Here is a 25,761-nt window from a genome sequence, read left to right as displayed (position 1 = left end):
ACCTGCACCTGCACCGAAATATCAGCCTGCTCCAGCGCCAATGCAAGTGATGTCGACTTCCCCTCGCCCACAAAGCCGCGGTGGAATGAATGGCAACACAATTTCAACTCACGATCTGGATGAAGAGAACATTCCATCGTGGGCTGAACGTGCGTTTAAGTTTTCCGGATTGTCCGGTGACCATAATCTAATATGGAAGAAGTTTGTCCTTTGGTACAAAGCCAAAGCCAATGAATTAATGCCAATATCTCGAATTGAATCTAAGTTGCAGTACTGGCTAGTTAACGAGAAGCAAAATGAAAGACAACAACCGAAAACCGCTCAATATTCAGGAACTTCAGGACAAACTCAAGGAAATGGGTATCGACAAAAGCTTAGCCCATCTGAGCGCTTCAGGCAGCAACTCATCCAGAAAGGCAAAAAGCCAACTTTCTGATCCTGAGCCTGCTGTTGTTCCAGAAGTTTTACCGGTCGCTGCTTCGCCATCGGTACCTGTTGTTGAGTCCAATACAGGCTCAAATCAGCAAGTGCCTGTCGTTGACCAAGATCCGGCTGAGCTAGAGCTGTCTGACTGGTGTATCCATGTATTCGGTTCATTCCTTAGCGTGTATGAAACGCAATGGGAATACCAATACGGTAGTGAGCCAAGCGGTAAGTTCATTGAGTTCGCGAATACCATCGACTCTGACGGCTTAAACCGCGTGCTGATGCACTGTCATGAGCGTATTCAATTGGGTAACAGCTGGCCACCACAAATGGGTGAGCTGTGGATTCTAAAAGATTCACTGACAGAAGAAGAACTATTGGATAGCCGCATTCGCGTGCTGTCTCGCACAGCAATCAACCCAATTGAGAAGTGGCTAATTCAGAACAAGCTCTACGATTTGAAACGCACAGCTGAAAACAAGCTTGATGCTCTATTTAAGAAGTACTACTTGGAAGCGAAAAGACTTGATGAGAAAGGTATGCTTCATACTGAACTGCCACAACATTTACTGGCGGCGAACTCAGTGAAGAACCTCAACGACTTGAAACGTGAAGAGTACGAAGAGAAGCACGGTAAGGCTCTGAACCCGAGAATCCAACAGATTCTAGACAGTAAAAAGTCTCGATAGACTAGTTAGTTGTAATCGAGCTAGCTCCTTACAATAAACTTAGCTACTCGCAATAAACTCGCTACTTAAAGCCCAAATACAAAAACGCCAGCAATTACGCTGGCGTTTTTATTAATTCGTTGTTTTTGGTGCGATTCAAATCGAAAGCGCCAAAATGACGACTCACTGCTATAGAAAAATCTTACAGTAGGTGGATTGTCGCGTTTAGCGTGAATACACCTGAGTCATCGTCTTTCATCTTGAAGTTCTGGTAGCTTGCACCAACAGATACTGGGCCAAAGATGAAGTACTCTGCACCAACACCGTACATGATATCAACGTCGTCTTGCTTGAAAGAATCGCCCTTCAGCTCGTAAGAGTGCAGACCGCCTTTCGCGTAAACGTGTAGAGGGCCGAAGTCGATGCTTGGCTTAATAGCTAGGTATGCAGTGCTTGCATCCATGTTCTTAACATCGCGGTTACCGTACTTAACGCTATCGAAAGAACCTAGATCCCAGTAACCTGCTTCTACACCGATGATAGGTAGAATACCTGTACCCACGTGGATACCAACTGCCGTTTCTTCTTCGTTGCCTAGTGAGTTTTGACCACCCATTACGCCACCGTATAACCATGAATCAGCCATCGCTGTTGAAGATGCACCTAGCAGAGCTAGCGCTAATAACGTTTTTTTCATACTTGACCTTCTCGTCCTAGCGACGCTTAAGCGGTAAATGATTGCCACTAAAACGTCTTTTTGTAATTACTATCCAATTAACAAGAAAACAAGCAAGATTCATACCTGAACCTTGCTCGGTTATCTCGCTCAATCCTTAACAAGCATCGATAGCGTTTTTAACACGCTTATCCGATACTGGGTACGGCGTGCCAAGTTGCTGTGCGAAGAAGCTTACACGAAGCTCTTCTATCATCCAACGCACCTCTTTGACATTTTCTGGAACCGCGATCCCTTTTGGCACCTTATTCAGTAACTCTTTGTAATCGTTCATTACTGATTCGACTTTAATCATGTGTAGGCGGTCTTTGTTCGGATCAATCGGCAGTTTCTCCATACGACGCTCAATCGCGCGCATGTAGCGCAGGATGTCCGGCAGACGCTTCCAACCACACTCAGTCGCAAAGCCCTTGAATATTAACCCTTCTATCTGCGCTTTGATATCCGACAAGGCAAATGCCATCGATAGATCAACACGCCCTTTCAGCTTTTTGTTGATGTTGAACGCTGTGGTCAGAATGGTTTCAACTTGCTGAGCGATCTCAACAACCGTATCACCAAGCTCTGCACGAACGTGTTCTTTCAATGCTTCAAACTGCTCTGGTTCCCAAACCAAACCACCCTTCTCTTCGATAAGCTTATCGATACCACAAGCGATACAATCATCAATCAAATCAAGGACTTTACCGTAAGGGTTAAAGTACAGACCTAGCTTAGATTTATTTGGCAGGTTCGAGTGTAGGTACTTAATCGGCGATGGCACGTTAAGCAAAATCAGACGACGCTGACCCGCTTTCATGGCTGAGATCTGTTCTTGCTCGGTTTCGAACAGTTTGATCTCTACGCTGTCTTTGGTATCCACTAACGCAGGGAAGGCTTTTACGTCGTAGCCGCCACGTTTTTGTTGGTACACCTTAGGCAGTTCGCCAAAGCTCCACGTGTGAAGGTTCTGCTGTTCGATATCGTCGTCAGCCACTTTCGACAGTGTCTCTTGAACCTTGTCTTTCAAGCTCTCTTTCAGCTCGTGCAGATCTTTGTGCTCTTTCAGCTTACGACGGCGGTGGTCTACCGCGCGGAACGTTACTTTCAAGTGTTCTGGGATCTGGTCAAGTTTCCAATCATCACGTACTACTTCGACACCTGTCATACGGCGTAGCTCTTTCTCTAGAGAATCAAGCAGCGGCGCTTCAAGTGGTGTTACTCGCGCAAGGAATGCATCTGCGTAGTTTGGCGCAGGCACAAAGTTACGTCGTAACGTCTTAGGTAACGATTTGATAAGGCTAATGACAAGTTCTTGACGTAGCCCCGGGATCTGCCAATCAAAGCCACTCTGCTCTACTTGGTTCAGAATCGGCAGTGGTACGTGAACCGTCACACCATCGTTATCGTCGCCCGGCTCAAATTGGTAGCTTAGTTTTAGCTTCAAGCCATTTTGGTGCCAGAAGTTAGGGTAATCTAAATCGGTAACGTGGCTCGCATCGCCACGGAACAGCATCGATTTCTCGAAGTTCAGTAGCTCAGGCGTCTGTTTGCTGGTTTTCTTCCACCACGTATCGAAGTGACGGCCAGAAACCACCTCTTCGCCAACACGCTGGTCGTAGAAATCAAATAGCTCATCGTCATCAATCAAGATGTCACGACGACGCGATTTATGCTCTAGCTCCTCCACTTCTTGTAGAAGCTTGCGGTTCTGTTTGAAGAACGCGTGCTTGGTTTCCCACTCACCTTCAACCAATGCGCTGCGTACAAACAGTTCACGGCTGACGGTTGGGTCAATCGCACCGTAATTCACAAGGCGCTTAGGTACGATTGGAATGCCGTAAAGCATCACTTTCTCGTGCGCCATTACTGCGGCTTGTTTCTTCGACCAATGAGGTTCGCTGTAGCTGCGCTTAATTAGGTGCTTGGCTAATGGTTCAATCCATTCAGGCTGAATCTTAGCAATGATACGCCCCCAAAGTTTTGAGGTTTCCACCAGCTCAGCGGACATGATCCACTTAGGCTGCTTCTTAAACAGGCCAGACGCAGGGAAGATATGGAAGCGAGCGTTACGTGCACCTTGGTACTCGTTCTTCTCTTGGTCTTTCATACCAACGTGCGATAGCAAACCCGATAGCAGCGACTGGTGAATGCCTTCGTAGCTACCCGGTTCGTCGTTAAGCTTGGTATCTAACTCACGCATTGCTTGGTGAATTTGGAAGTACACATCTTGCCACTCACGAATACGCAGGTAGTTCAGGTAATCTTGCTTACACTGTTTGCGGAACTGGTTGCTCGACAGCGCTTTTTGCTGCTTCTTGATGTAGTCCCACAGGTTCACGAAGGTGATGAAGTCTGAGTCTTTATCGAAGAAACGCTTGTGTTTGTCGTCAGACGACTGCTGTTTGTCAGACGGACGCTCACGCGGGTCTTGAATCGACAATGCAGACGCAATAACCATCACTTCGTGCAGGCAGCGATTATTTGGTGCTTCAATCACCATGCGTGCTAAACGCGGGTCGATTGGCAGTTTAGATAGCTTACGACCAATGGCCGTTAGCTTCTTAGTATCGTCGCTGTGATTCTTGTTCTTGCTGTTTGGTTTGCCCGATGCAATCGCACCTAGCTCTTCAAGCAGTCTTACACCATCTTGGATGTTGCGTTTGTCTGGCGCTTCTACAAATGGGAAGGCTTGGATATCACCTAGACCAAGAGCCGTCATCTGCAAGATTACCGACGCAAGGTTGGTACGCAGAATCTCAGGATCAGTAAACTCTGGACGTGATTCGAAATCTTCCTCTGAGTAAAGACGAATACAGATACCTTCAGCCACACGACCACAACGACCTTTACGCTGGTTAGCACTCGCTTGAGATACAGGCTCAATCGGTAGGCGCTGTACTTTAGTACGGTAGCTGTAACGACTAATACGCGCAGTACCTGGGTCGATTACGTACTTGATACCCGGAACCGTTAGCGAGGTTTCCGCTACGTTGGTTGCCAGTACAATTCGACGCCCCGTGTGCGATTGGAAGATACGGTTCTGCTCACCCGCTGACAAACGTGCATACAGCGGCACGATTTCAGTGTCACGCAGGTTACGCTTACTTAGCGCATCTGCGGTATCACGAATCTCACGCTCACCGTTCATGAAGATCAGGATGTCACCTAAGCCTTCATCGCACAGCTCATCAACCGCTTCGAAGATGCCTTCCATTTGGTCACGATCAGAATCGCTATCTTCACCACCCAGTGGGCGGTAGCGAGTTTCTACTGGGTACGTACGACCTGATACTTCAATGATGGGTGCATTATTGAAGTGCTTAGAGAAGCGCTCAGGGTCGATGGTTGCCGACGTGATGATCACTTTTAGATCAGGACGCTTTGGTAGTAACTCTTTCAAGTAACCCATGATGAAATCGATGTTCAAGCTACGTTCGTGCGCTTCATCGATGATGATGGTGTCGTACTGATTTAAGAAACGGTCGTGTTGAATCTCCGCCAGTAGAATACCGTCGGTCATCAGTTTGATTTGAGTGTTATCCGAGATTTGATCGTTAAATCGAACCTTATAACCCACAAACTCACCCAGTTGGGTTTCCATCTCTTCCGCAATACGGTTCGCTACCGAACGCGCAGCCAGACGACGTGGCTGAGTATGGCCAATTAGGCCATAGCGACCGCGTCCAAGCTCAGAACAGATCTTAGGAAGTTGAGTTGTTTTACCTGAACCCGTTTCACCCGCCACGATCACCACTTGGTTCTCTTCAATTGCCTTAGCGATATCGTCACGCTTTTGGCTTACGGGCAGGATTTCTGGGTATTCGATGGTCGGCTTTTGCGCAGCGCGCTGAGTTGCCGTCATCATCGATTGGGCAATATCTAATGCAATCTCGTCAAAGACGGCGTGTTTCGATTTCTCATTTTTAATTCGGCTAGCACCTGCAATTCGCTTACTCAGACGGAAGCGATCACGCATCATACATTCTTTGAGCGCTTTACGAAGAGAGGCAGGTGTATTTTGGGAGGCCTTAGCCTGAGAAGCAGAATTCTTGTCTGCCGCGTCCGAACGTGCGGCGTCTTGATTCTTATCTGCTTTTTCCGGAGACGAAGTCAAAGCGTGTCCTATTCTTTTCATTACATAAAACTTTGCGAATTGTAGCACATAAGGGCTAGAACAAGATAACGGAAAGCACCTTACAAAAAGCCCTCTTCTAGAGTCATTCAATTTTTTCGAACAACTTAAGCAAATCTATCGCCTTTTAGGCTTTCTTTGTTCTCCTATAATGCATCACATAACAAAAAGCACTTATTCAAGGAAAACCATTATGTCTCGTGTACTAGCCCTAAAATCAAGCATCCTAGGCGATTACTCTCAATCAACTAAACTGGTTGAAGAGTTCATCAAAAATGTAGACCAAGATAAACTGACTGTTCGCGACCTAGCTGCAAATCCACTTCCAGTATTGGACTTTTCGGTAGCTACTGCGCTTCGCGCAACGGAAGATCTTTCTCAAGACCAGCAAACGATTGTTGACCTATCTGATACGCTAATCGAAGAGATTAAAGCTGCAGATACGCTAGTGATTGCCGCACCTATGTACAACTTCACTATCCCGACTCAGCTTAAAAACTGGATTGACCTGATTGCTCGTGCTGGCGTGACGTTTACTTACACAGAGAACGGCGTAAAAGGTCTAATCGAAGGTAAGAAAGCGATCGTAGTAACGACTCGTGGTGGCATCCACAAAGACGCAGCGACTGACAGCGTGACACCTTACCTACGTACAGTACTTGGCTTCGTTGGCATCACAGATGTGGAATTTGTTTACGCAGAAGCACTGAACATGGGTGAAGACGCAGCAGCAAAAGGCATCTCAGAAGCGCAGAGCCAACTTGCTGAATTGGCGTAAGTTAACGCTGATTGAAACAAGTAAAATCTGAATAGAAAACAAAAGCCTCATATCACTATGAGGCTTTTGTCGTTATATCGAGTTGTAATTAAAACTCATACTGGAAGTAGATGGTGTTGTAGTTACTGCCGCCCTTGATGCGACCAAACTGGGACGCGTTTTCGAAGATAGCCGAACGGTGGTGCAGCGAGTAACCGAACCAAAGATTGTTGAGGTCATTCTTACCGAACAGATCGCCAACATTCACGTCGAACGAGAAGTCTAGGTAGTTCAATAGATGGCTGGCGGTATAGCCCTTGCGTTCCATCTCAGTCGCTTCGATGTAAGTAATCGAATCGATGTAAGACATACCTTCTGCGACACCAAAACGCCACTGTGTTGGCCAATTGAAGGTGTAGTAAGCCTTAATCGCCACGACATATTCGGTACTGCTCGACTGAACGTCTGAGCTCCAGTGATGAACGATACCCGGCGTTAGGTAGATATCCAACGGGAAACCGAAAATCTCATCCGTCAGAGGGTGACCGTAGAAGAACGACGTAAGCTGGTTATTAAACTCATCTTTCTCAGCGTTGAACTTCATAATATCGCCGATGTTTGAAGGCGTTGCCCAACCGTGTGCCACACGAAGATAAGCTGGGTTACTCAATCGAGGTTTTGGTGCTTTCTCTTTATCGTTAAAGAAGCCAAAGCCAAGGTAGAGTTCACCTTGATAACGGTCTTCCACAATCGATGATTCATAAGCGTTGTCATCTAAGCGTGTCACACTGGTTGAACCCAGTAGATACAGGTTAGAAATGACGTGATACCTAGCTTCAACGCCCACGTTCAAATCAACGCCAGCACCAATATTTTTACCGGTTACCTCATAATATTCGCTGTTAAAGTCGGCACTTTTGTAGCGAAGGGTCGCACTTGGGGTAAATTCCCAGTCACCCACTTCGTAAAAACCTTTCGCACGTAAGTTACCGTGGAAGTTGTATTCACTATCGCTCATTATTTCGGTTTCGACGGCCCACTCATCATCAATTTGATAAGTGAGTTGTCCACCGAAGTCTGCAGTATCACCTTCTATCGCATTTTGCTCTGATGCAGGAATATCAATAAAGCGCATACGTGAGATGGCGTTGAGAGACCACTTCTCATCGTCCGATTGGAGCAAGTAAGCGCCCATTTCAGTGCCATCAATAAACACGTATTCATTTTTGAAAAACAGCATAGGTACAAACGAGCTTACCGATTGATCACCACCCGATGTGTCATAAGGGATACTCGCCGTTCGAAACATCGCGGCTATCCCCCACTCCTGCTCTTCGATCGCTGCTGCATTACCACTGCCTAGTAGTGCACCCGAGCCGACTAAGGTTGCTATTAATTTGTTCTTCATTGTTATTTTTTCTCTGCTGAGCTTATTTCTGCTAACGAATAGACATTTCTTGACCAATTTTGGTCAACTAACTTAATTTTAAGTAACTAACTTTAGGTTTGATCGTCATTGCCCGTTACAATGAAGGTCACCCTTGGTCAATTTAAAGTATTGTGAAAGTTTCAGAATTACAAAACATTATAAACCAGCTTCCGAGCGATGCCGATCCTGACATTGTCATGGGAGAGGCTTGGCTACCTGAAAGACTGGTCGACACCACACTTGATGGTGAGTTGTTGTTTCTTCAATTTGATAATGCTCCTGAAGAAACACAAGGAGACGAAGAAGGTCGTGGTTTCGTGGAGCACGAAATTACCATGATCCGAGAAAAACTCGAACAAATACTTGATGCTCCTTCAGACACCAAGACAAAAGCCGACGCGATGCTGGCGCTATTTTTAATGGGGCATGAACTTTCTAGCTCAGAAGTTATCGAAGTACTGGAAACACCCGACCTCGACAAAGACCCTGTTTAGCTTAAAGACTTCGTTTAACCGAAAGACCCTGTTTAACTTGAACACCTTGTTTAATTTAAAGAATAGTCCACCACCACAATTTTAGGAACACTGTGAAGCCTTCAACACCTCAGACACTCCCTTTGCTTATTGCAGGCCCAATACTGCGTAAAACGACTCAACAAGAGATCGTAATTTGGATCGTGACCAGTCAGCCCCTTTCAGGCTCAGTATCACTTTATCATCGCGATGATGAGCAGGCGTTTTTTGAAGCAGACCTTACTACTCAACAAAGCCTGCAAATCGGGCAGTCTGCCTGGGTAAGTTTGATTCAGCTAAACGGTGAATTCCCTACCAACACCCCATTAGAATACGACATACTGACAGATCAAGGCTCCCTCAAAGAGCTTGCGTCGCACCTCACATATAATGATCGTCAGCGTGTTGAGTTCGTGGTCTCTGAAGAATCGAACTACATTCTTCATGGTTCTTGTCGTAATCCGCACCACCCAAGCAAAGACAGCTTAGTAGCAGCAGATGCTAAGTTAGCAAACCAAGCCCCTTTAGAGCGCCCTGATCTATTGATGATGAGTGGCGATCAGATATACGCCGATCATGTGGCAGGCCCAATGCTCGATGCGATTTGGCAGGTGATTCAGTTACTCGGCCTCCCAGATGAGCGTCTACCTAATGATGCACAGGTGGCTGCGATTCAAGATAGCCAATCTCTGTTCGACAGTGAGTATCACCTATACCAGCGCCATGAATATCTTCCGCACCACAGTCAATCATATTCACTACTAGACAAACTGCTGCCAAATCGAAAGATCCCAATTTTTAGCTCTCGTGAGAGTGAAAACCATTTGGTGACACTCTCTGAATTTGTCGCCATGTATCTGTTAGTGTGGTCACCAACCCTGTGGCAGTGCATCAATCGCGAGCGCCTGATCGAGAATAACTTTGAACAAGGTGGCAGAAAGCTGACACCGCTTGAGCAGCAACAGTGGCGTGATGAAACGGTGGTTATCAATGATTTCATTGAAGGTCTGCCGCAAGTCCAGCGCCTGCTCGCACACATTCCCACCTACATGATTTTTGACGATCACGATGTGACTGACGATTGGAACCTCACCGTCGGTTGGGAACAAGCGGTATTACAAAACCAACTTGCGACACAAGTAATCGGCAACGGTTTGGCTTCATATTGGCTTTGCCAAGGCTGGGGTAATGCACCAGAAAAGTTTGATGATGTGTTTATCGAACACGCGAGGTCTGTGTTTGAGGTTCGCAGCAATGACGAAGCGGAAAACCGTCAGCCAATCATCGACGAGCAAGCGCATCAGGGATTCATTGAATACCTGAGCCGTTTTGAGGAGTGGCACTACACCATCGATTTGTCACCAAAAGTGATTGTGCTTGATACTCGAACGCGACGTTGGCGTTCGGAATCACGAATGAACAAACCTTCTGGCTTAATGGACTGGGAAGCGCTGATTGAATTTCAGCACCAGTTGATGCATCAAGACAAGGTCATCATTGTCTCGGCTGCGCCTATGTTTGGAGTTAAGTTTATCGAAGCACTGCAGAAGATCATGACGACCTGCGGTCAGCCACTCGTGATTGATGCGGAGAACTGGATGGCGCATCCAGGCAGTGCCAATACGCTTATTAGCATTTTCACTCACACCAAGACACCGACCAACTTCGTGGTACTTTCGGGTGACGTACACTACTCGTTCGCCTATGACATTAAGCTGCGCTACCGAAAGAACAGCCCTAATATCTATCAGATCACCTGTAGCGGAATTAAGAATGAATTCCCAGCGCCACTACTCAAGTTCTGCGATGTGTGTGATCGACTACTCTACAGCCCACGTTCAATACTGAACTACTTCACCAAACGTAAGCGTTTGAGAATCGAGAAGCGAAGCCCTGACAATCAGAGCTTTTACCGACTTTCAAACCGCAGCGCAATTGGTGAACTTAAGCTTGATGATTCGGGTAAACCCATCTCTATCACAACCCTAAGTGGTGATGGCAAAGTCACTCGATTCCCAGAGCCTGATTAGTGCCAAGTGGCTTTTCCTACAAACGACAATTTTGTCAACATAGTGTAAATCCACTTGCGATCAGCCAAGGTAAGCCCAATATTTAATAATAAGAGGCTTACCTATATCTCTTTGTTATCAATTCGGTAAGTGCTCGATGTTTATCCGCCGTCGTACTATTGGAGCTTGTTATGTTTAATTCCCTCACTTCGATCTTCAAACAGCTGATTGAAGGCCAAGACCTTAGTAAAACCCCGAAAGCGTCACCCAATATCGCGATAGCAAGCTTGCTGTGTGAAGTGGCAGGGGCAGACCATCAAATTGATGAGACCGAGCAAGCGGCAAAGTTGAAGCTAATTCAGCGCCTACTCGATCTAACGGAGGAAGAAGCGGCAGAACTGCTTGAGAAGGCACAACCGCAGGTAGAGCAATCCGTTTCTCTCTACGACTTTACTTCGCAACTGCGCGAACTTTCTCAACCTGTTCGCATTGACCTAATTCAAGCGATGTGGGAAGTGGCGCACGCTGATGGTGAGATAGACCCAATGGAAGATGCCGTGATCCGTAAAACCGCAGAGCTGCTTTACGTTGACCACAGTGATTTCATTAAGACTAAATTGAATGTGATTGGCGAGAATAAATAACAAAGCTGTTGATACCGAGGTCTGAGATGACCTCAAGCCGCCTTTAATGAGGCGACTTCAATCGCTCGCTTTTGTGTCAGCTTAAGCGCTCACCATGTAAGATCGCCTTGAGTTCGAGTGCTTTGCCATCTTTGGTTACGAATACGCCTCTCTGATCTGAGATATACACACTCTGGTTGTCGTTAATGTCCTCTATATAGGCATTTTTGATATTAACCGTTTGTGGCTCATAGGGCTGTGATTGTTCTAACTGGTACATGAAGTAGTGGCTCCCCCACTTCATGAATACACCAAAAAACTGCTTGGTTTTAACAATACTCTCGTTTTTGTCGTATCCCACATATTGCATTTTTACGCGCCCTTGGTTGAGGTTTAGGTACACTAACTCTGAACCAAGGCCTTCATAATTCGCTTGAAACTGGTAAGCACTCTTAGTTGAAAGTGCCGATACCATACCAAATCCGATAATCGACAAAATGGTCACTCCAATAGGTGTCCAGAATTTATGCATAGCTAGGCTCCTTAGGCGTGCAGAGGGTTTCATTAAGTTCACTCATATCTTGCCATACCAGATCTTCACCAGCGTCTGACCCCTTCGTCACCATAATCTGAGTGCTCTTACAACGAATGCTATTGCGATGAAGCACCACCACGTCTGATTGAACCCCAGCGTGCGAGAGTAAATCTGGTAGTTGCTCTAGATTAGACAATGTGCCGTCGTGATACACCTCAATTCCTTGATACTTATCCTTCTCAATAAAAAAGGTGACGTTGTAGAAACCAACGACGATTAGAGCACTCGCTGCCCACCCTGCAAGAGACGCCACACTAATAGATTTTGGAAGCCAAGAGGTCTGGCGTATATCGACTGCTTTCTCTTCGGCTACAACAGGCTGAGGCGTGCTTTCAATGCTTTGTGTTTCGACATTGGCTTCTGGGAGGCTAAGCGTTTCCAATTGCGCTTTCTCGGCGTCACCTGCCAGTTCAAGTCCCTGCTGCTGTGATCGACTGTTCAGGTTCGGAATGCAGTAACCTTCTTTCTGTACAGTGACGACTTTAAAATCCGCATCCAACTCTTTGAGCGCGGTACGGATATTCTTGATAGCGACATTCAATGAACTGCCTGTGACCACTTTCCCCGGCCAGCAGTGTTCAAGTAAATATTCTCGCTTTAATGTTTGAGGGCTAGACTCTAATAAGTATTTGAGAATAAAGCACTCAGACAGTGATAAGGGTATTTCTCTATTTAATTTAGCACTCTTTAATATACAATTTTCAAATTCTAACGTCATATCACATATATTAACTTTATCTTTATTTAATGAGTTCATAAGGCGAGAAATTTAATTAAAACAACTCGCCTTAGAGTATCATAATAATACGATCAAGATCACAGGTTTAATTTAAACCCTAATTCACTAATATGCATATTTGCCAAACCTAGCTTTACCGCTTCTAGTTCATGGGCAATATTACCTGCATCAGTTTCGTCTTTCGCCAATACCGCAATAGAATATATCGGGCGAATCATTTTCTCTGAGGCGTCATCGGAAACAATATTGGTATCCATTATATAGGCTGACGTAATTCGACCTTGTGCGCTCCAGTCTACGACTTTCTGTAGGTCTCTCGCGATAACTTGATCCACCAGCATTTTGTCTTCTGGCTCTTTCCACTCTAATTCGATCGCATAGTTTTTAAATGCTACGTTAATATCAAGCCATTTGTTGCCTATCTCTCGAACCTCAGTTATCTCAACTAAGTCTTTGTACTGGAAAGGTAGATTGCCGATCACCTTTCTCACTTCATCAGCACTCTCCGCTTCCATCACAAACTTGATGATTGGGAAGCTTTGACCGCCTACCATACTCTCACTCACGAACATGTCATGGATATAGCCGGCATCGATGAGATGAGCGAAGGCTTTTTTCTGTTTTGGCATTACGTCAAATATCGCCTGAGGGTCGTCAGTTTTCCACGCAACCGCTACGCCAAAGGCCGCTGCAGAGCTTTGTATTGAAAACACTAAGCTAAAAAAAGCTAAAAACAGAGTGCTCACCACTTTGAGAGCGCGGTTTCGACCTGAAAAGTCAAACAGACGGGCGGAGCGATTAACACTAAACGTATTGATAACAGTATTTGAATTCATGCGGAGCCTCATTAGTTGCGGATAACTTCATATAAATTGGGATCAGCAGCAATGCCATCTTGGCTTAGGGCTGGCAGTTCATTGCGCATAACATTGATTGCGTCCATAAAGTGTTGTTGACTCGACCACTGAGCAACGTTGATGTAACGGTAGGTCGCATCTTGGCTAAGTGAACGATGCAGGCTTGTAGAGATATAGCCCGGTTGCTTTTCTAGAATCGCACGAGCCTCCTCCCAATACGCCAATGTCTCCACATCTTTGTCACCATAAACAGAAAATGTATTAATTAGCACTACAGGTTGAGCTTGCGCAAATGTCGTCAATATTATTAACGCGCTACCTAGACAATATTTTAACTTGTTGTTCATTTTATTCTCCATGTTAAAGGCGAGTTAAAGCTAACATTCAGACTCTTTGCCTAGAACGGCAAAACACCAATTTTAATATTAATTAATTCAAATAAGATGAAATAATATTAAACATTAGGCTTTATTCTTCTTTATTGAGCGGGATGGAAATATAGTTCCACGACTTATCACTGGAGAAAGTTACTATGGAAAATAATAAACATAATTCTAGACTTAGCCTAAATCACGTTCATATATCTCATTGGGTTTTGGTGCTTTTAGTGTTAACAACATTAACGATTGGCTTCACTCTAACCAAAATCTTAGAGCATAACGAGAAAGCCAATTTGGCGTTTATTCATCAATTATTAGGGTTCCACATCATCGCGGTTTCTTTATACCTAATCATGAAGGTGCTTCGAAAGAACAAACTCAATATCACCTTAGCGACCATGGTGCATATCGCGTTGCCAATCACGCTCATCACAATTGCTGTCACCGGCATCAGTATGGCTGTGATAGGTACGCCATGGTCGGCAGCATATACATGGCTGATCCCAGATCTGACAGCGCCCAAGCAACAGTTTGTATTTCTGTTTTCGCTTCATTCCAATGCCATCAAGATATTGCTTATGTTGGTCACGCTTCATCTGCTTGGCGCACTAAAGCATCACTTTATTGATAAAGGGGACAAAGTTATGAAACTCATCGGAAAAGTGTCATAGATGAAACAGTAACCCACAAATTTGAAGAGCAGCTCAACTTCTGAGCAAAGCCCTCATTACTCAACCGTAATGAGGGCTTTTTTGATTGGCCTTGCTGAATCTTCATTTTGATTCTCACATTGAGATATTCACTTGATCTCCTATCTCCAAAATAACAAAAACCCAAAAAAGAACTAACTTTCAATCAGTTAACTTTTGGCACCCTGTTTGCTCTATTTAGGTTTTTAGGGACAAAAGGGAATCAACCATGAGAAAGCTACTTCCAACAATACTAACAACATCAGTCGCGCTCACCTTGTACGGATGCGGAGGTGGCGGAGGCGGTGGTAGCACATCAACGCCAGCAGCTACACAAAGTTTTACCGATATCTCCGTACCGAGCTCTTTTGAGTGGAGCGGATCGACTTCTCGCGATTTGACCATCAATGTTGTCAGCGACGTTTCGCAACGCGACGGTGAAGCAGCAGCGATACGCGGCTCTCACATCATCAAGCTGTACAGTATGAGCAGCGACGGTACTGACTCCCAACCTTTTTATACGGGAATGACCAATAGCGACGGCCAACTGACTAACACATTAAGCCTGTTGGACACATGGCAAGGCATTAAATTGGTGGCACTCGTTCGTGGCAATGAGTGTATCTCTCAGGTTGATTCGACAGACATTGCCAATGATCTGTACGTCAGTTGCAACATCGTTTTAGACGCTGATTAAGGAGTGAATATTATGGATAATATGAAAAAATCACTGCTTGTAGCTGGTTCCATCGCCGCGTGTAGTTTTTCCAATCAAGTCTTCGCAGCCGCTTCAGAGAACCAAACCGTCGACAACGGCGATGGTTCTACCACTGTGACTCAGAAGATCAATGCGAGCAGTACCCCTCCCCATTATGTTGCACCTTCTGGGTACGGCTTTTCAATCTACAGTGATAAGAACGAAGACTATTCATGGCAACATGACATCTCTATCCCATCAGGCGCACAAGTCACCTCTGCGACCCTAACTATCTATGCCTATGATGTGGATTCAGAGGCGCATCACGGTGAAAATGGTGAGTACGACAGTGTTACCGTCGACGGTACTATGCTGAACCCTGGTTTCCTTCAAGGGACCAACAACAATTGGTCTACCACTGTATTTGACTTACCGCTTGCTTCATTGGATGACGGTTTAATTAACGTTGACTTAGACATTGATGTTAATGGCGACGGTTGGTTAACCACGCTCGATTACAGCTTATTGACGGTAACCTACACGGAGATCGAGAACGATCCCCCATTCACTCCAACCTTATCTCGCAGTAGCGGTTTAGGCGATAATGACCCGCTAGTGGTTTCAGTAACAGGCCCTAGCCCTGCCGACCCAGATGGCGACTCGGTCACCTATACCTACCGTTGGTTTGTCGATGTTGGACAAGGTTTCTATGTAGACGATGAGTTCGTTGGCAAGAATGACAACAACGGCGCTACCCTACCTGCTAACCAAACGGAAAATGGTGAGCTGTGGAAAGTACAGGTAACTGCGGTTGACTCAAACGGTCTGATTAGTAACTTTGCAGAAATCAGCTGGCCAGAAATTGGTGATAGCGATGGCGACGGTGTGGCTGATGCCAATGACTACGCACCAAATGATCCGAATATCGCGTTCTACAGCCGCACGCCAACCACTGGCTGGCATACACTAGCGTACGAAGATCTATGGCCATATGAAGGTGATTACGACCTGAATGATTTCGTCACTCGCTACGCCTACGGTGTTTACACTAATGCCAGCAATGAAATCACGCGATTCGACTACTATGGTCAAGCAGTAGCGCGTGGTGCGGCAGACAACAATAGCTTTGCAATATCTCTTGCAGGATTAGAAGCCTCTGATGTCGGCAATCTGACGCGTACAATTGATGGTGTGACTACAACGGTGACTCCGGAAACTGGTCACACTGGTGAGATGGTATTTGTATTAATTGATAGTGTGAGTGATTTACTACCAGCTAACGGTTCATCTAACTTCTACAACACCGAAGCAGGTGATAACCGAAGTGCGGTCGATTACAGCGCGTCACTTGTAATCAATGGTTCAATGAGCAGCTTGGCACCAAAAGCGTTCAACCCGTTCATTTTCAAAGTTGGTTCTCGAAACAAAGAGATTCACTTGATGAACTACCCGAACACAGACCTTGCCAATACCAGCATATTTGGCGTCGGTGATGATGACAGTGTCGCTGAGGATAACGAGTTCTATCAAACTCAAGCCGGTCTACCTTGGGCATTGGATATCCCTGCAAACTGGGCTCACCCTTACGAAAGAACAGACACCAGCCAAGCTTACCCAGACATTACACCTTGGGTAGAGAGCGGCGGTGCAACCCATACCGATTGGCACTCTAACCCTGCTCCATCTAAAACGTGGTAACGGACTCGTGAGTCTAATCAACAACCAATAACCAAGGGCTAAGAGCCAAAAGCTAATAAGAAAAAAGCCACCATTACCGATTGAGTAATGGTGGCTTTTCTAATGAATAACGCTGAGTTTTAAAGCATCGTCAATGTCAGCTTGGCGAGATTGTAAGCATCCACATAACCTGAGTGCTGACGACCTTCCCACTCAATATTTTGCGCTTCTTGAGCCGCTCGGTGACCGATGCGTTTGTCTTTCAGACGATGTTGAATGCGGTACAAAGTCGCGATATTGAGGAACTCTGTAAACGGAGGTTCAATCCCTTTCTCAATACACTCTTTGTGTAAAATCAGGTCATCACGTCCCCAAGCAGCGTAAATCTTGTTCGGGCCACCGAAGTTTTTGATCATCGATTGAACGACAGATGCTAGTGGGCGACCTTGCTTTTCGATTTTACGCGGAGTAATACCGGTTAATTCTGCGCAGAACAAAGAGACTTCATCTTTTTCAGGCTTAACGTAGTACTGTGCTCGTTTTACGATTTGACCAGAAGCCAGATCAATCTCAGCCAGACCCACTTCAATGATCTCGCCGGTTGTTCCTACTCCATCTTCGTTCCAACAGCACATTTCCAAATCGAAACAGACTACTCGATTGTGATTCATACGTTGCCTAATTCTCTCGTCTAAAATTTCAAAGCAGGGATTGTACCTGAGCCTATTCAAGATCTCGACCCCAAGGCTGTTAAGTGCTCAATTCACCTGCAACTTATGTTTGTCTGCTGAGTCACATAGGTAAGCTGTTAAGTCACATAGATACTCAACTATCGTAGGATACAGAAACCGCCGTTGTTGCTATAAAGCACGCTAACCATCGCTGTGAGTATTCGCGATCGTCACTTGATCTCGCCCATTGAGCTTACTTTGGTAAAGCATGCTATCAGCCTTCTGAAGAATACCATTATTGGTTTCACCTTGATAAACCGAAGCACCAATACTCAGCGTACAGCCAATCGGCTTTCCTTGATACTCAACGACTGTCGTACGTACTAGAGACAAGATCGTATCTAAATAAACGGCCAGTTCATCTGTCTCGATCACCGTTGAGATAATGCTAAATTCATCGCCGCCTAATCGGAAAAAGCGGTCATCAGATCTAAGTACCTTGCTAATTACTTGGCTAATTTCAATCAGTAAAGCATCGCCGGCGGGGTGTCCGTAATGGTCATTCACCGTCTTAAACTCGTCGATATCAAAACTGACCAAACTGAACTGACAGCCTTGTTTTACAGCATCATCTAGCTGCTTGTTGAACGCTCGACGGTTGTAGATTTCTGTCAACGAATCGTGCTCTACAAGAAAACGTAGCTCTTCGGTTCGTTCATCCAACATTTGCGAGAGACGTTCTTTCTCTCTAACTTGGAGATTAACGATGTAAGAGAGTAATAGCGCAATCGTAAAGCCGACAAACGCGATCCCGGCGAGAACCAAGTAGCTACTTCGCGTTAAGTGTTCACCAAGTTTAAACTCAACCATCCAATCTCGATTCGTCAAACTAATGGTTTTTTTGATGCTGTGACCTGCAACCAAGTCAAACCCTTCCGTCTCAAAGAGAATGGGATCATCTTCTGCATCAAAACCGGTGTCACTGACTCGAACAAACACATCGATATCACCGATCGTTGAAGCTAGTAAGTTTTCAAAGTAAAAAGTCGTGCGTACGACACCCACAACCACGCCAAGTAACTCATCGGTATACCCCTTAAAGACTGGGTGATAAACCAGCATGCCTGTCTTTTCCAAACTTTGATCAAGGCCATCTTGGATCAAGCGTACCTTGTCAGACAGGTTCGCTTCGCGCGTGTCGCGAATGCTGTCGACAATGCGTTTAAAGCGTTCTCGGGACGAGTAAAAGCCGAGTAACCCAATATTCTCTTCGGAATTTGGATAGATGTCTGACGCGATGAAGATTGGTTCTCCATCCATGATGTAGCCGTAGGTTTTAGGCCCGTCTTTAGGAATGGTGAAAACTCGATATTCAGGATAGCGTGCTTGCATGGCCTCGGTATGAGCAGGGATTTGCTCTTCAGTCACCCGCTCCATCCACTGCAATCCAATCAAACTTTTGGAGCCATTAATGGTGTGCTGGGCGAAAGTATCAAATTTGTCCCAGTTTTCTCTGTCTGTCGAATAGAAAAAATTGGCACCAGAACCAATATAAGCCACATCGTTATTAATAAAAACACGCAAGCTTTGGGTTTGGTTTTCCGCAAAGTTATCGAGGTTCGACAAGAGAGCACGGTTTTGATTCACCACGACAATAATGAAACATAACGCCGTGATAAGAAAAACCACAGCGAATGTGATAAGCGGCAGTGAACGTCTTTTCAACCCAGTAAATGGGTCGACCGTATGGGGCATGTGACTTCCGAATTGATGTTAATTAACAAGCAAATTATACACCGACAGAATGCCAGTCTTTAATTAGCTTTTGCAGTTTAATAAGAGAAATAGAACACCGTTAGCAAAAATCCAAGTCAAGCGACCAATAAAACAACACAAACAGATTAATATTCAAGCTAACACACTAAAAAAACCTATCTTCAAAACCATTAAATAAAGCTCTTAGGCCTTGAATATGCTAGTATCTACCCATATTTATAGCTTGAAAGAAACCCATTTACCTCAAGGTAAAGCACCGTTCTTTCCGACCAGTATATTCATTTATACAAGCGAATATACCGTTAAATCAATCTAAAGAGAAATCACAATGAACTTTGATTTAAACCTTATCCCACAAACGTTTGATATGCTTCACGCAGGCCTTACTGCATCAAGCGTTTTACTACTGCTTATCGCTGTGTCTCGCAAATCTAAAGTCGTCGAAAAAGTGGTAGAAAAACCAGTAGAGAAAATTGTTGAAGTAGAAAAGCCAGTCGAAAAGATCGTTGAAGTTGAGAAAGTTGTTGAAGTAGAAAAAGTCATCGAGAAAGTAGTAGAAGTTGAGTCTAAACTGGCTACCGCGTCTACTGATTCAGCAATGCAACTTCTGTCTATCATGCAGCAAGAAGCTCGCCTTATCGATTTCCTAAAAGAAGACCTAACTTCATTCTCTGACGAAGAAGTAGGCGCTGCAGCTCGTGTTATTCACACTGGCGGTCAGAAAGTTCTGAGCGACTACGTGACTCTATCTCATATCCGCACTGAAGATGAAGAGACTCGCATTACTGTAGCTGAAGGCTTCAACCCACAAGAAGTTCGCCTAACGGGTAACGTAACTGGTAGCGCTCCATTCAACGGTACGCTTGTTCACAAAGGTTGGAAAGCGACTGAAATGAAGCTGCCTAAGCTAGCTGAAAACTACGATGCATCAGTAATCGCACCAGCAGAGGTGGAGCTATAATGGAACAGCACAACCATTTATCTCAAGACGCTTCGTCTCAAGAACAACCAGCACAAGAGCAAGGCGCTAAATACAGCGTTGGTATCGACTTGGGTACAACACACTGTGTACTTTCGTTCATCGATACGACAAACGAAGACGCTCGCGTTGAAGTAATGCCAATCCCTCAGCTTACTGCTCCGGGTACAGTAGAAACACGCAGCCAACTTGGCTCGTTCCTATATCAACCGCACGAACATGAGATGAACGAATCATCACGCGTTCTTCCTTGGTCAACAGAACCAAAAGCACTGGTTGGTGCTATCGCGCGTAACCTAGGCTCAAAAACGCCAATCCGCCTAATCGCTAGTGCAAAGTCTTGGCTATGTCACGGTGGCGTGAACCGTCGTGATGCTTTCCTTCCTGCAGGTAGCCCTGAAGAAGTTGAAAAAGTATCACCGCTAAAAGCGACTGAACTTTACCTAGAGCACCTGAAAGATGCATGGAATCACGCGAATCCGTCGCACCCTCTTTCAGAGCAAGATGTTACGATCACTGTTCCTGCGTCTTTCGACCCTGCGGCGCGTGACCTAACGGCAGAAGCAGCGCGTAATGTTGGCTTCACTCACCTAACTCTACTTGAAGAGCCACAAGCGGCACTCTACAGCTGGATCGATAACAGCAACGATCAGTGGCGTGATGAAGTTGAAGTTGGCGACATCGTATTAGTTGTCGATATCGGTGGTGGTACGACCGACCTTTCTTTGGTTGAAGTAACTGAAGACGAAGGCAACCTAACTCTGAACCGTATCGCGGTAGGTGAACACATCCTACTTGGCGGCGACAACATGGACCTTGCTCTGGCTTACCGTCTGAAGATGAAGCTAGCACAAGAAGGCAAAGAGCTGGCTCCTTGGCAAGTTCAAGCGATGACGCACGCATGTCGTGACGCTAAAGAAGCGCTACTGAATGATGCTGAGCTTCAAGCTGTGCCAATCGTGGTTCCAAGCCGTGGCTCTAAATTACTGGGCGCGACGCTAAAAACTGAGCTGACACAGCAAGAAGTTCAACAAACTCTGGTTGATGGTTTCTTCCCTAAAGTGGCAGTCACAGACCACCCAGTTCAAAAAACGCGTGGCGCACTGACTCAAATGGGTCTGCCTTACGCTCAAGATGCGGGTATTACGCGTCACATTGCTGCTTTCCTCTCTAAGCAAGCAAACGCGCTATCATGTGGTGAAGACACGGCTCAGCAAGACTTCAACCCATTCGCAAACATGCCAGGTATGCCAGGTGGTGAAGCGCCTGCTGCTGATTTCATTAAGCCAACCGCTATCCTATTCAACGGTGGTGTTCTGAAATCTAGCCTATTGGCGGATCGCCTTTCAGACACGATCAATGAGTGGTTGATCAACGCTGACGCTGAATTTGCTAAGCAGCTTTCTGGTCTAGATCTTGACCTTGCCGTTGCAAGTGGTGCTTCTTACTACGGCGCTGTTCGCCGCGGTCAAGGCGTACGTATTCGCGGTGGTATCGCTTCTGCTTACTACGTGGGTATTGAAAGTGCGATGCCAGCAATTCCGGGTATGGCTCCTCCAATGGAAGCACTGTGTGTTGCACCATTTGGTATGGAAGAAGGCTCAAGCGTTCAAGTACCAAGCCAAGAGTTCGGCCTAGTCATCGGTCAACCGGTTCACTTCCAGTTCTTTGGTTCAACGACACGCCGTGACGATGAAGCAGGTACTCACCTTGATCACTGGGCTCCAGAAGATCTTGAAGAGCTTCCAGAAATTCAAGTGACTCTACCAGTGTCTGAAGGTCGCCGTGAAGGTGAGGTTGTTCCTGTAACACTAGCATCACGCGTAACTGAGCTAGGCACGTTATACCTAGAAGCCATTGCGACTGACAACGGTCAAAAATGGCATGTTGAGTTCGACGTTCGCGAAGATGCGAATAGCGACTCCAACGAAGAAGCATAATGACTCAACGGCACCTTAGCGGGTGCCGTTATTTTATCAATGTGTCACTCCCTACCACACTGCGCGAATCGATAGGGAGTCTATTTATAACCAGATGTGATGAGATTCCCGACTCAGTTGTTTACTACGATTAGTATTACACCTCCATCAATGGAATCAGGTTCTAGAGCAAGACAACAATAAGATCAACGCTCTCTACTCACTGGTCATCACTCTGGCAGAAAAAGGTTTTGTATGGCATCTCCTCGTTTCTTAGTCGGTATCGATTTGGGTACCACCAATACTGTGGTGGCTTACTGTGAAATCACCGACGATTTACAACAATCCCCTGTTTCTCTGTTCGACATCGACCAGCTTATTGGCCCTGGCGAAGTGGTTCGTAAACCCCTACTCCCCTCTTTCCGTTATCACCCAGCTCAAGGGCAGATTGCACAAAACGACCTGATTCTGCCGTGGGACGTTGAGCCCGTTGCTGGTGATATCAGTAACGTCATTGTTGGTGAATGGGCCCGTGAACTTGGTGCTAAGGTTGAAGGCCGCCAAGTGTCCAGTGCTAAAAGCTGGCTCTCACACCAAGCTGTCGATCGTAACTCAGATATCCTACCTTGGGCAGGCGCAAGCGATGTGGATAAGGTTTCTCCTGTGGTTGCGAGTGCAAGCTACCTAAACCACATCCGCCAAGCTTGGAACTACCGCAACCCGAGTAACAAGCTGGAAGATCAAGATGTTGTGGTAACCGTGCCAGCATCGTTCGACGAGACAGCACGCAAACTCACGCTTGAAGCAGCGCAACTTGCAGGCCTAACAAAAATTCTACTGCTAGAAGAGCCACAAGCCGTATGTTACGACTGGTATGCACGTCACCAGCAAACTGCTGCTCAGGAGCTTGAGCAACTGCCGCTGATCTTGGTGTGTGATGTCGGCGGTGGTACGACCGATTTAAGTTTGATTGAAGCACGCTTTAATTCTAAAAATGGCGGTGAAGCTGAGCTAGCCCTTGATCGTATCGGCGTTGGTGAGCACTTAATGCTTGGTGGTGATAACCTCGACTTAGCATTAGCGCACCTTGCTGAGCAGCGTTTCAACCAAACCAAAAAGCTCAATGCTTCTAGCCTGACAAAGCTTATTCAACAGACTCGTAGTGCCAAGGAAAGCCTGCTTTCTAGCGAAGCGCCAGAGGATGTGAAAATCACCATGCTGGGCAGCGGTTCAAAGTTGCTAGGTGGTACTAAGAGTATTGGATTAACCAAATCAGAAGTACACCAGATTGCTCTTGAAGGCTTCTTCCCTCTTTCTGATTTCAATGAAGTTCCAGACAAGCGCCGCAGTGCCGTGGTTGAGTTTGGTCTTCCTTATGTTGCCGATCCAGCAGTCAGCAAACATATCGCTGAATTCCTGACTCAACATCAACAAGTATCGAAAGCAGCGCTAGATAACTCTTCAATCGAGTACGATGAATCTACACCGGCTATTCCGGTAGCAATCCTATTGAACGGTGGTGTGTTCAACAGTGATTTAGTGACTGAACGTATCACTCAACTGATTACGAGCTGGAAAGGCTCTGAAATCACGGTATTGGATAATCCACACCCTGACTGGTCTGTAGCACTTGGTGCGGTTGCCTTTGGTAAAGCACGCCGCGGTGCACAACTGAAAATCGGTGGCGGTGCCGCTCGTTCTTACTTCCTGCACCTGCAAGAGAAGAACAAGATGGGTAAAGCGCTTTGTCTGCTTGCTAAAGGTACCGAAGAAGGCCACGAGATTCGTCTAAGCAGCCGCCGCTTCTCATTGACTCTGGGTGAGCCTGTTCGCTTTAACTTGTTGACCTCAACACATGATCAGATCGCGCATGATACTGCGATTCAAAACGGCGTGATGGTGGATGTCGATGCCGACTTATTCTCTCCACTTCCTCCTTACATCTCGACCCTTGAAAGTTTTGATGACAAAGAGCTGCAAGCCAACCAAAAAGAACGTGTTGAGGTTCAGCTTGCTTGCCAACTGACCGAAGTCGGCACACTTAAAATGGAGTGCGTGAGCGTTAATGACGACAGTCAGCGCTGGTCATTAGAGTTTGAGGTACGTAATAAGCAAGGTGACGATGCAGAGCAAGAGAAGCTGCACCCTCGCCTTGAAGAGTGTAAAGAGCTCGTGTCTCGCCTCTACAGCGGCAACAAGAAAAGTGCAGAATCCAAAGAGATCAAAACTCTCGCTAAGGATCTTGAAAAGCGCTTGGGTAAACGCGACGAGTGGGATTTCACAACTCTGCGTCATCTGTTTGATACTTTCTCCTTAGGTAGAAAACGTCGCCGCCGCTCAGAAGCCCATGAGAAAAACTGGCTTCGCTTAGCTGGGTATTCAATGCGCCCGGGCTTTGGCGATCCAACAGACTCTTGGCGTATGGATCAATTATGGGGACTCTACCAACAGGGCATCCAGTTTAAGAACCACCAAGGCTGGACAGACTGGTGGGTGTTCTGGCGTCGCGTTGCCGGTGGTTTAAACCAAGAGCAGCAAGAGACCATATTGGCAGACATTGCTAAGTACCTGCACCCAGGAGCGATGAAGAACCCTAAATCAGCGAAAGATGCGCAAGACCATGGCTATGAATCTATGGTGCGTTTAGCCGCATCTTTAGAGCAGCTTGAGGTCGAAGACAAAGCGCTACTTTCAACTTGGTTCCTCAACAAAGCCATCAATCATAATCAGTTTGAGCAGGCACACTGGTGGGCGCTAGGTCGCTTGGCCTCACGTACTCCACTGTATGGTAGCCAACACAGCGTGATCCCTCGTGAGCAAGCTGAGCAGTGGTTGCCTAAACTACTTGAGCAAAACTGGCACAAAGAGCCAATGATCGCGTTTGCGGCGGTAATGATCTGTCGTAAAACCGGTGACCGCTTATTCGATATTTCTGATGACTTCCGTGACCAAGTGGTTGAGAAACTGAAGAGCAGTAAAGTGCCAGACTCGTGGCTAACGTTAGTGACAGAGGTAACAGAGCTGTCAGAGAGCGAATCTAAGCGCGTATTTGGTGATGCTCTACCAAGCGGGCTGAGTTTGATTCAAAGCTAATCGCTGAACACGATCACTTGATAATAAAAAAGCCACTTTCGCTGATTGAAAGTGGCTTTTTAGTTTATGTTGGTTACCTTGTTTAACCATTTAAATCGTTGAACCATAACGTGGTTTGTCATTACTAATGTTTTGTTCCAGTTGGGTTAATCGTAAAATCCGTGTGTTCGTAAATATCAGACAGCTTTTTAGGTTTCTTTGGTTTTGCTCCTCGTTTAGTTGGCTGATGAGTTTCGTTCAATATCCACTCCTCATGCATTTTTGCCGAATCCAAGAAATCTGGATCTTCCATTGCTTCCTTGCGAAGTTTATTTACACGTTCGAGAGTTTCCCAAATCATAATACTTCACCTCCACTAAGGCAGTACTATAAATTTAGTTCATAACGGAAAAACTTCAAATAAACTAATGAGATA

The 25,761-nt window shown here is 45.9% G+C and carries 20 protein-coding genes and 2 pseudogenes; 12 read left to right on the top strand and 10 right to left on the bottom strand.

Annotated elements, in window-relative coordinates; translation table 11 throughout:
- Positions 1-436: pseudogene (locus tag KI655_RS17060) on the top strand (hypothetical protein); the annotation flags it as partial.
- Entirely contained in the window at positions 357-1,115 is a 759-nt protein-coding gene (locus KI655_RS17055) for a hypothetical protein (RefSeq protein WP_150872786.1), read from the top strand. The pseudogene KI655_RS17060 and the gene KI655_RS17055, both read left to right, overlap by 80 nt.
- Before the next feature lie 181 nt (positions 1,116-1,296).
- Here KI655_RS17055 and KI655_RS17050 read toward each other — a convergent pair whose 3' ends face one another.
- A complete protein-coding gene (locus KI655_RS17050; protein WP_032548790.1) occupies positions 1,297-1,791 on the bottom strand; it encodes an outer membrane beta-barrel protein in 495 nt (164 codons plus the stop codon).
- A gap of 136 nt (positions 1,792-1,927) precedes the next feature.
- A complete protein-coding gene (gene hrpA / locus KI655_RS17045) occupies positions 1,928-5,926 on the bottom strand; it encodes an ATP-dependent RNA helicase HrpA (protein WP_285407369.1) in 3,999 nt (1,332 codons plus the stop codon).
- A 211-nt stretch (positions 5,927-6,137) separates the two neighbouring features.
- Here hrpA and KI655_RS17040 point away from each other — a divergent pair, with 211 nt between their 5' ends.
- A complete protein-coding gene (locus KI655_RS17040) occupies positions 6,138-6,722 on the top strand; it encodes an FMN-dependent NADH-azoreductase (RefSeq protein WP_285407362.1) in 585 nt (194 codons plus the stop codon).
- An 88-nt stretch (positions 6,723-6,810) separates the two neighbouring features.
- Here the strand turns inward: KI655_RS17040 and KI655_RS17035 are convergent, their stop codons facing one another.
- Positions 6,811-8,109: a MipA/OmpV family protein gene (locus KI655_RS17035; protein ID WP_285407361.1), complete on the bottom strand. Its 1,299-nt coding sequence runs from the start codon at positions 8,107-8,109 to the stop codon at positions 6,811-6,813.
- A gap of 152 nt (positions 8,110-8,261) precedes the next feature.
- On the opposite strand from KI655_RS17035, the pseudogene KI655_RS17030 reads away from it, so the two are divergent.
- The 3 genes and pseudogenes from KI655_RS17030 to KI655_RS17020 form a co-directional block, all read left to right on the top strand.
- Positions 8,262-8,609, top strand: a pseudogene (locus tag KI655_RS17030) (hypothetical protein); the annotation flags it as partial.
- 107 nt (positions 8,610-8,716) lie between these two features.
- Complete coding sequence (locus tag KI655_RS17025) at positions 8,717-10,672, top strand: alkaline phosphatase family protein (protein WP_285407359.1); 1,956 nt, start codon at positions 8,717-8,719, stop codon at positions 10,670-10,672.
- A gap of 170 nt (positions 10,673-10,842) precedes the next feature.
- Positions 10,843-11,295, top strand: a complete 453-nt coding sequence (locus tag KI655_RS17020; RefSeq protein WP_285407358.1) for a TerB family tellurite resistance protein — start codon at positions 10,843-10,845, stop codon at positions 11,293-11,295.
- A gap of 76 nt (positions 11,296-11,371) precedes the next feature.
- Here the strand turns inward: KI655_RS17020 and KI655_RS17015 are convergent, their stop codons facing one another.
- The 4 genes from KI655_RS17015 to KI655_RS17000 form a co-directional block, all read right to left on the bottom strand.
- Entirely contained in the window at positions 11,372-11,806 is a 435-nt protein-coding gene (locus KI655_RS17015) for a hypothetical protein (protein WP_285407356.1), read from the bottom strand.
- Entirely contained in the window at positions 11,799-12,587 is a 789-nt protein-coding gene (locus KI655_RS17010) for a transcriptional regulator (protein WP_285407354.1), read from the bottom strand. The genes KI655_RS17015 and KI655_RS17010 overlap by 8 nt, the downstream gene beginning before the upstream one ends.
- Positions 12,588-12,685: 98 nt before the next feature.
- Complete coding sequence (locus KI655_RS17005; RefSeq protein WP_285407368.1) at positions 12,686-13,237, bottom strand: hypothetical protein; 552 nt, start codon at positions 13,235-13,237, stop codon at positions 12,686-12,688.
- A 218-nt stretch (positions 13,238-13,455) separates the two neighbouring features.
- Positions 13,456-13,812: an antibiotic biosynthesis monooxygenase gene (locus KI655_RS17000; protein WP_285407353.1), complete on the bottom strand. Its 357-nt coding sequence runs from the start codon at positions 13,810-13,812 to the stop codon at positions 13,456-13,458.
- Positions 13,813-13,997: 185 nt separating this feature from the next.
- Here KI655_RS17000 and KI655_RS16995 point away from each other — a divergent pair, with 185 nt between their 5' ends.
- From KI655_RS16995 to KI655_RS16985, 3 genes are all read left to right on the top strand, one after another.
- Entirely contained in the window at positions 13,998-14,516 is a 519-nt protein-coding gene (locus KI655_RS16995) for a cytochrome b/b6 domain-containing protein (RefSeq protein ID WP_285407351.1), read from the top strand.
- Between the two features lie 247 nt (positions 14,517-14,763).
- Positions 14,764-15,231, top strand: coding sequence for a hypothetical protein (locus KI655_RS16990; protein ID WP_285407349.1), 468 nt, complete (start codon positions 14,764-14,766; stop codon positions 15,229-15,231).
- A 12-nt stretch (positions 15,232-15,243) separates the two neighbouring features.
- Entirely contained in the window at positions 15,244-16,929 is a 1,686-nt protein-coding gene (locus tag KI655_RS16985; RefSeq protein ID WP_285407347.1) for an LruC domain-containing protein, read from the top strand.
- 119 nt (positions 16,930-17,048) lie between these two features.
- On the opposite strand, the gene KI655_RS16980 is transcribed toward KI655_RS16985, so the two are convergent.
- Both KI655_RS16980 and KI655_RS16975 read right to left on the bottom strand, forming a co-directional pair.
- Positions 17,049-17,579, bottom strand: a complete 531-nt coding sequence (locus KI655_RS16980; protein ID WP_285407345.1) for a 3'-5' exonuclease — start codon at positions 17,577-17,579, stop codon at positions 17,049-17,051.
- Between the two features lie 201 nt (positions 17,580-17,780).
- Positions 17,781-19,334 (bottom strand): sensor domain-containing diguanylate cyclase, encoded by a 1,554-nt coding sequence (locus KI655_RS16975; protein WP_285407343.1) that lies wholly within the window; start codon positions 19,332-19,334, stop codon positions 17,781-17,783.
- A gap of 349 nt (positions 19,335-19,683) precedes the next feature.
- Between KI655_RS16975 and KI655_RS16970 the strand changes: the two genes are divergently transcribed.
- The 3 genes from KI655_RS16970 (at position 19,684) to KI655_RS16960 (ending at position 25,346) form a co-directional block, all read left to right on the top strand.
- Complete coding sequence (locus KI655_RS16970) at positions 19,684-20,316, top strand: DUF2760 domain-containing protein (RefSeq protein WP_285407341.1); 633 nt, start codon at positions 19,684-19,686, stop codon at positions 20,314-20,316.
- Positions 20,316-22,274: an Hsp70 family protein gene (locus KI655_RS16965; RefSeq protein WP_285407340.1), complete on the top strand. Its 1,959-nt coding sequence runs from the start codon at positions 20,316-20,318 to the stop codon at positions 22,272-22,274. The genes KI655_RS16970 and KI655_RS16965 overlap by 1 nt, the downstream gene beginning before the upstream one ends.
- 234 nt (positions 22,275-22,508) lie before the next feature.
- On the top strand, positions 22,509-25,346 hold the full coding sequence (locus KI655_RS16960) for an Hsp70 family protein (protein ID WP_285407339.1): 2,838 nt from the start codon (positions 22,509-22,511) through the stop codon (positions 25,344-25,346).
- 124 nt (positions 25,347-25,470) lie between these two features.
- Here KI655_RS16960 and KI655_RS16955 read toward each other — a convergent pair whose 3' ends face one another.
- A complete protein-coding gene (locus KI655_RS16955) occupies positions 25,471-25,686 on the bottom strand; it encodes a hypothetical protein (RefSeq protein ID WP_032548757.1) in 216 nt (71 codons plus the stop codon).
- Positions 25,687-25,761 lie beyond the last annotated feature (75 nt).

Origin of the sequence: Vibrio sp. D404a (genome assembly GCF_030248535.1) — a bacterium.
Lineage (GTDB): Bacteria > Pseudomonadota > Gammaproteobacteria > Enterobacterales > Vibrionaceae > Vibrio.
This window is presented reverse-complemented; position numbering and strand designations above follow the sequence as displayed.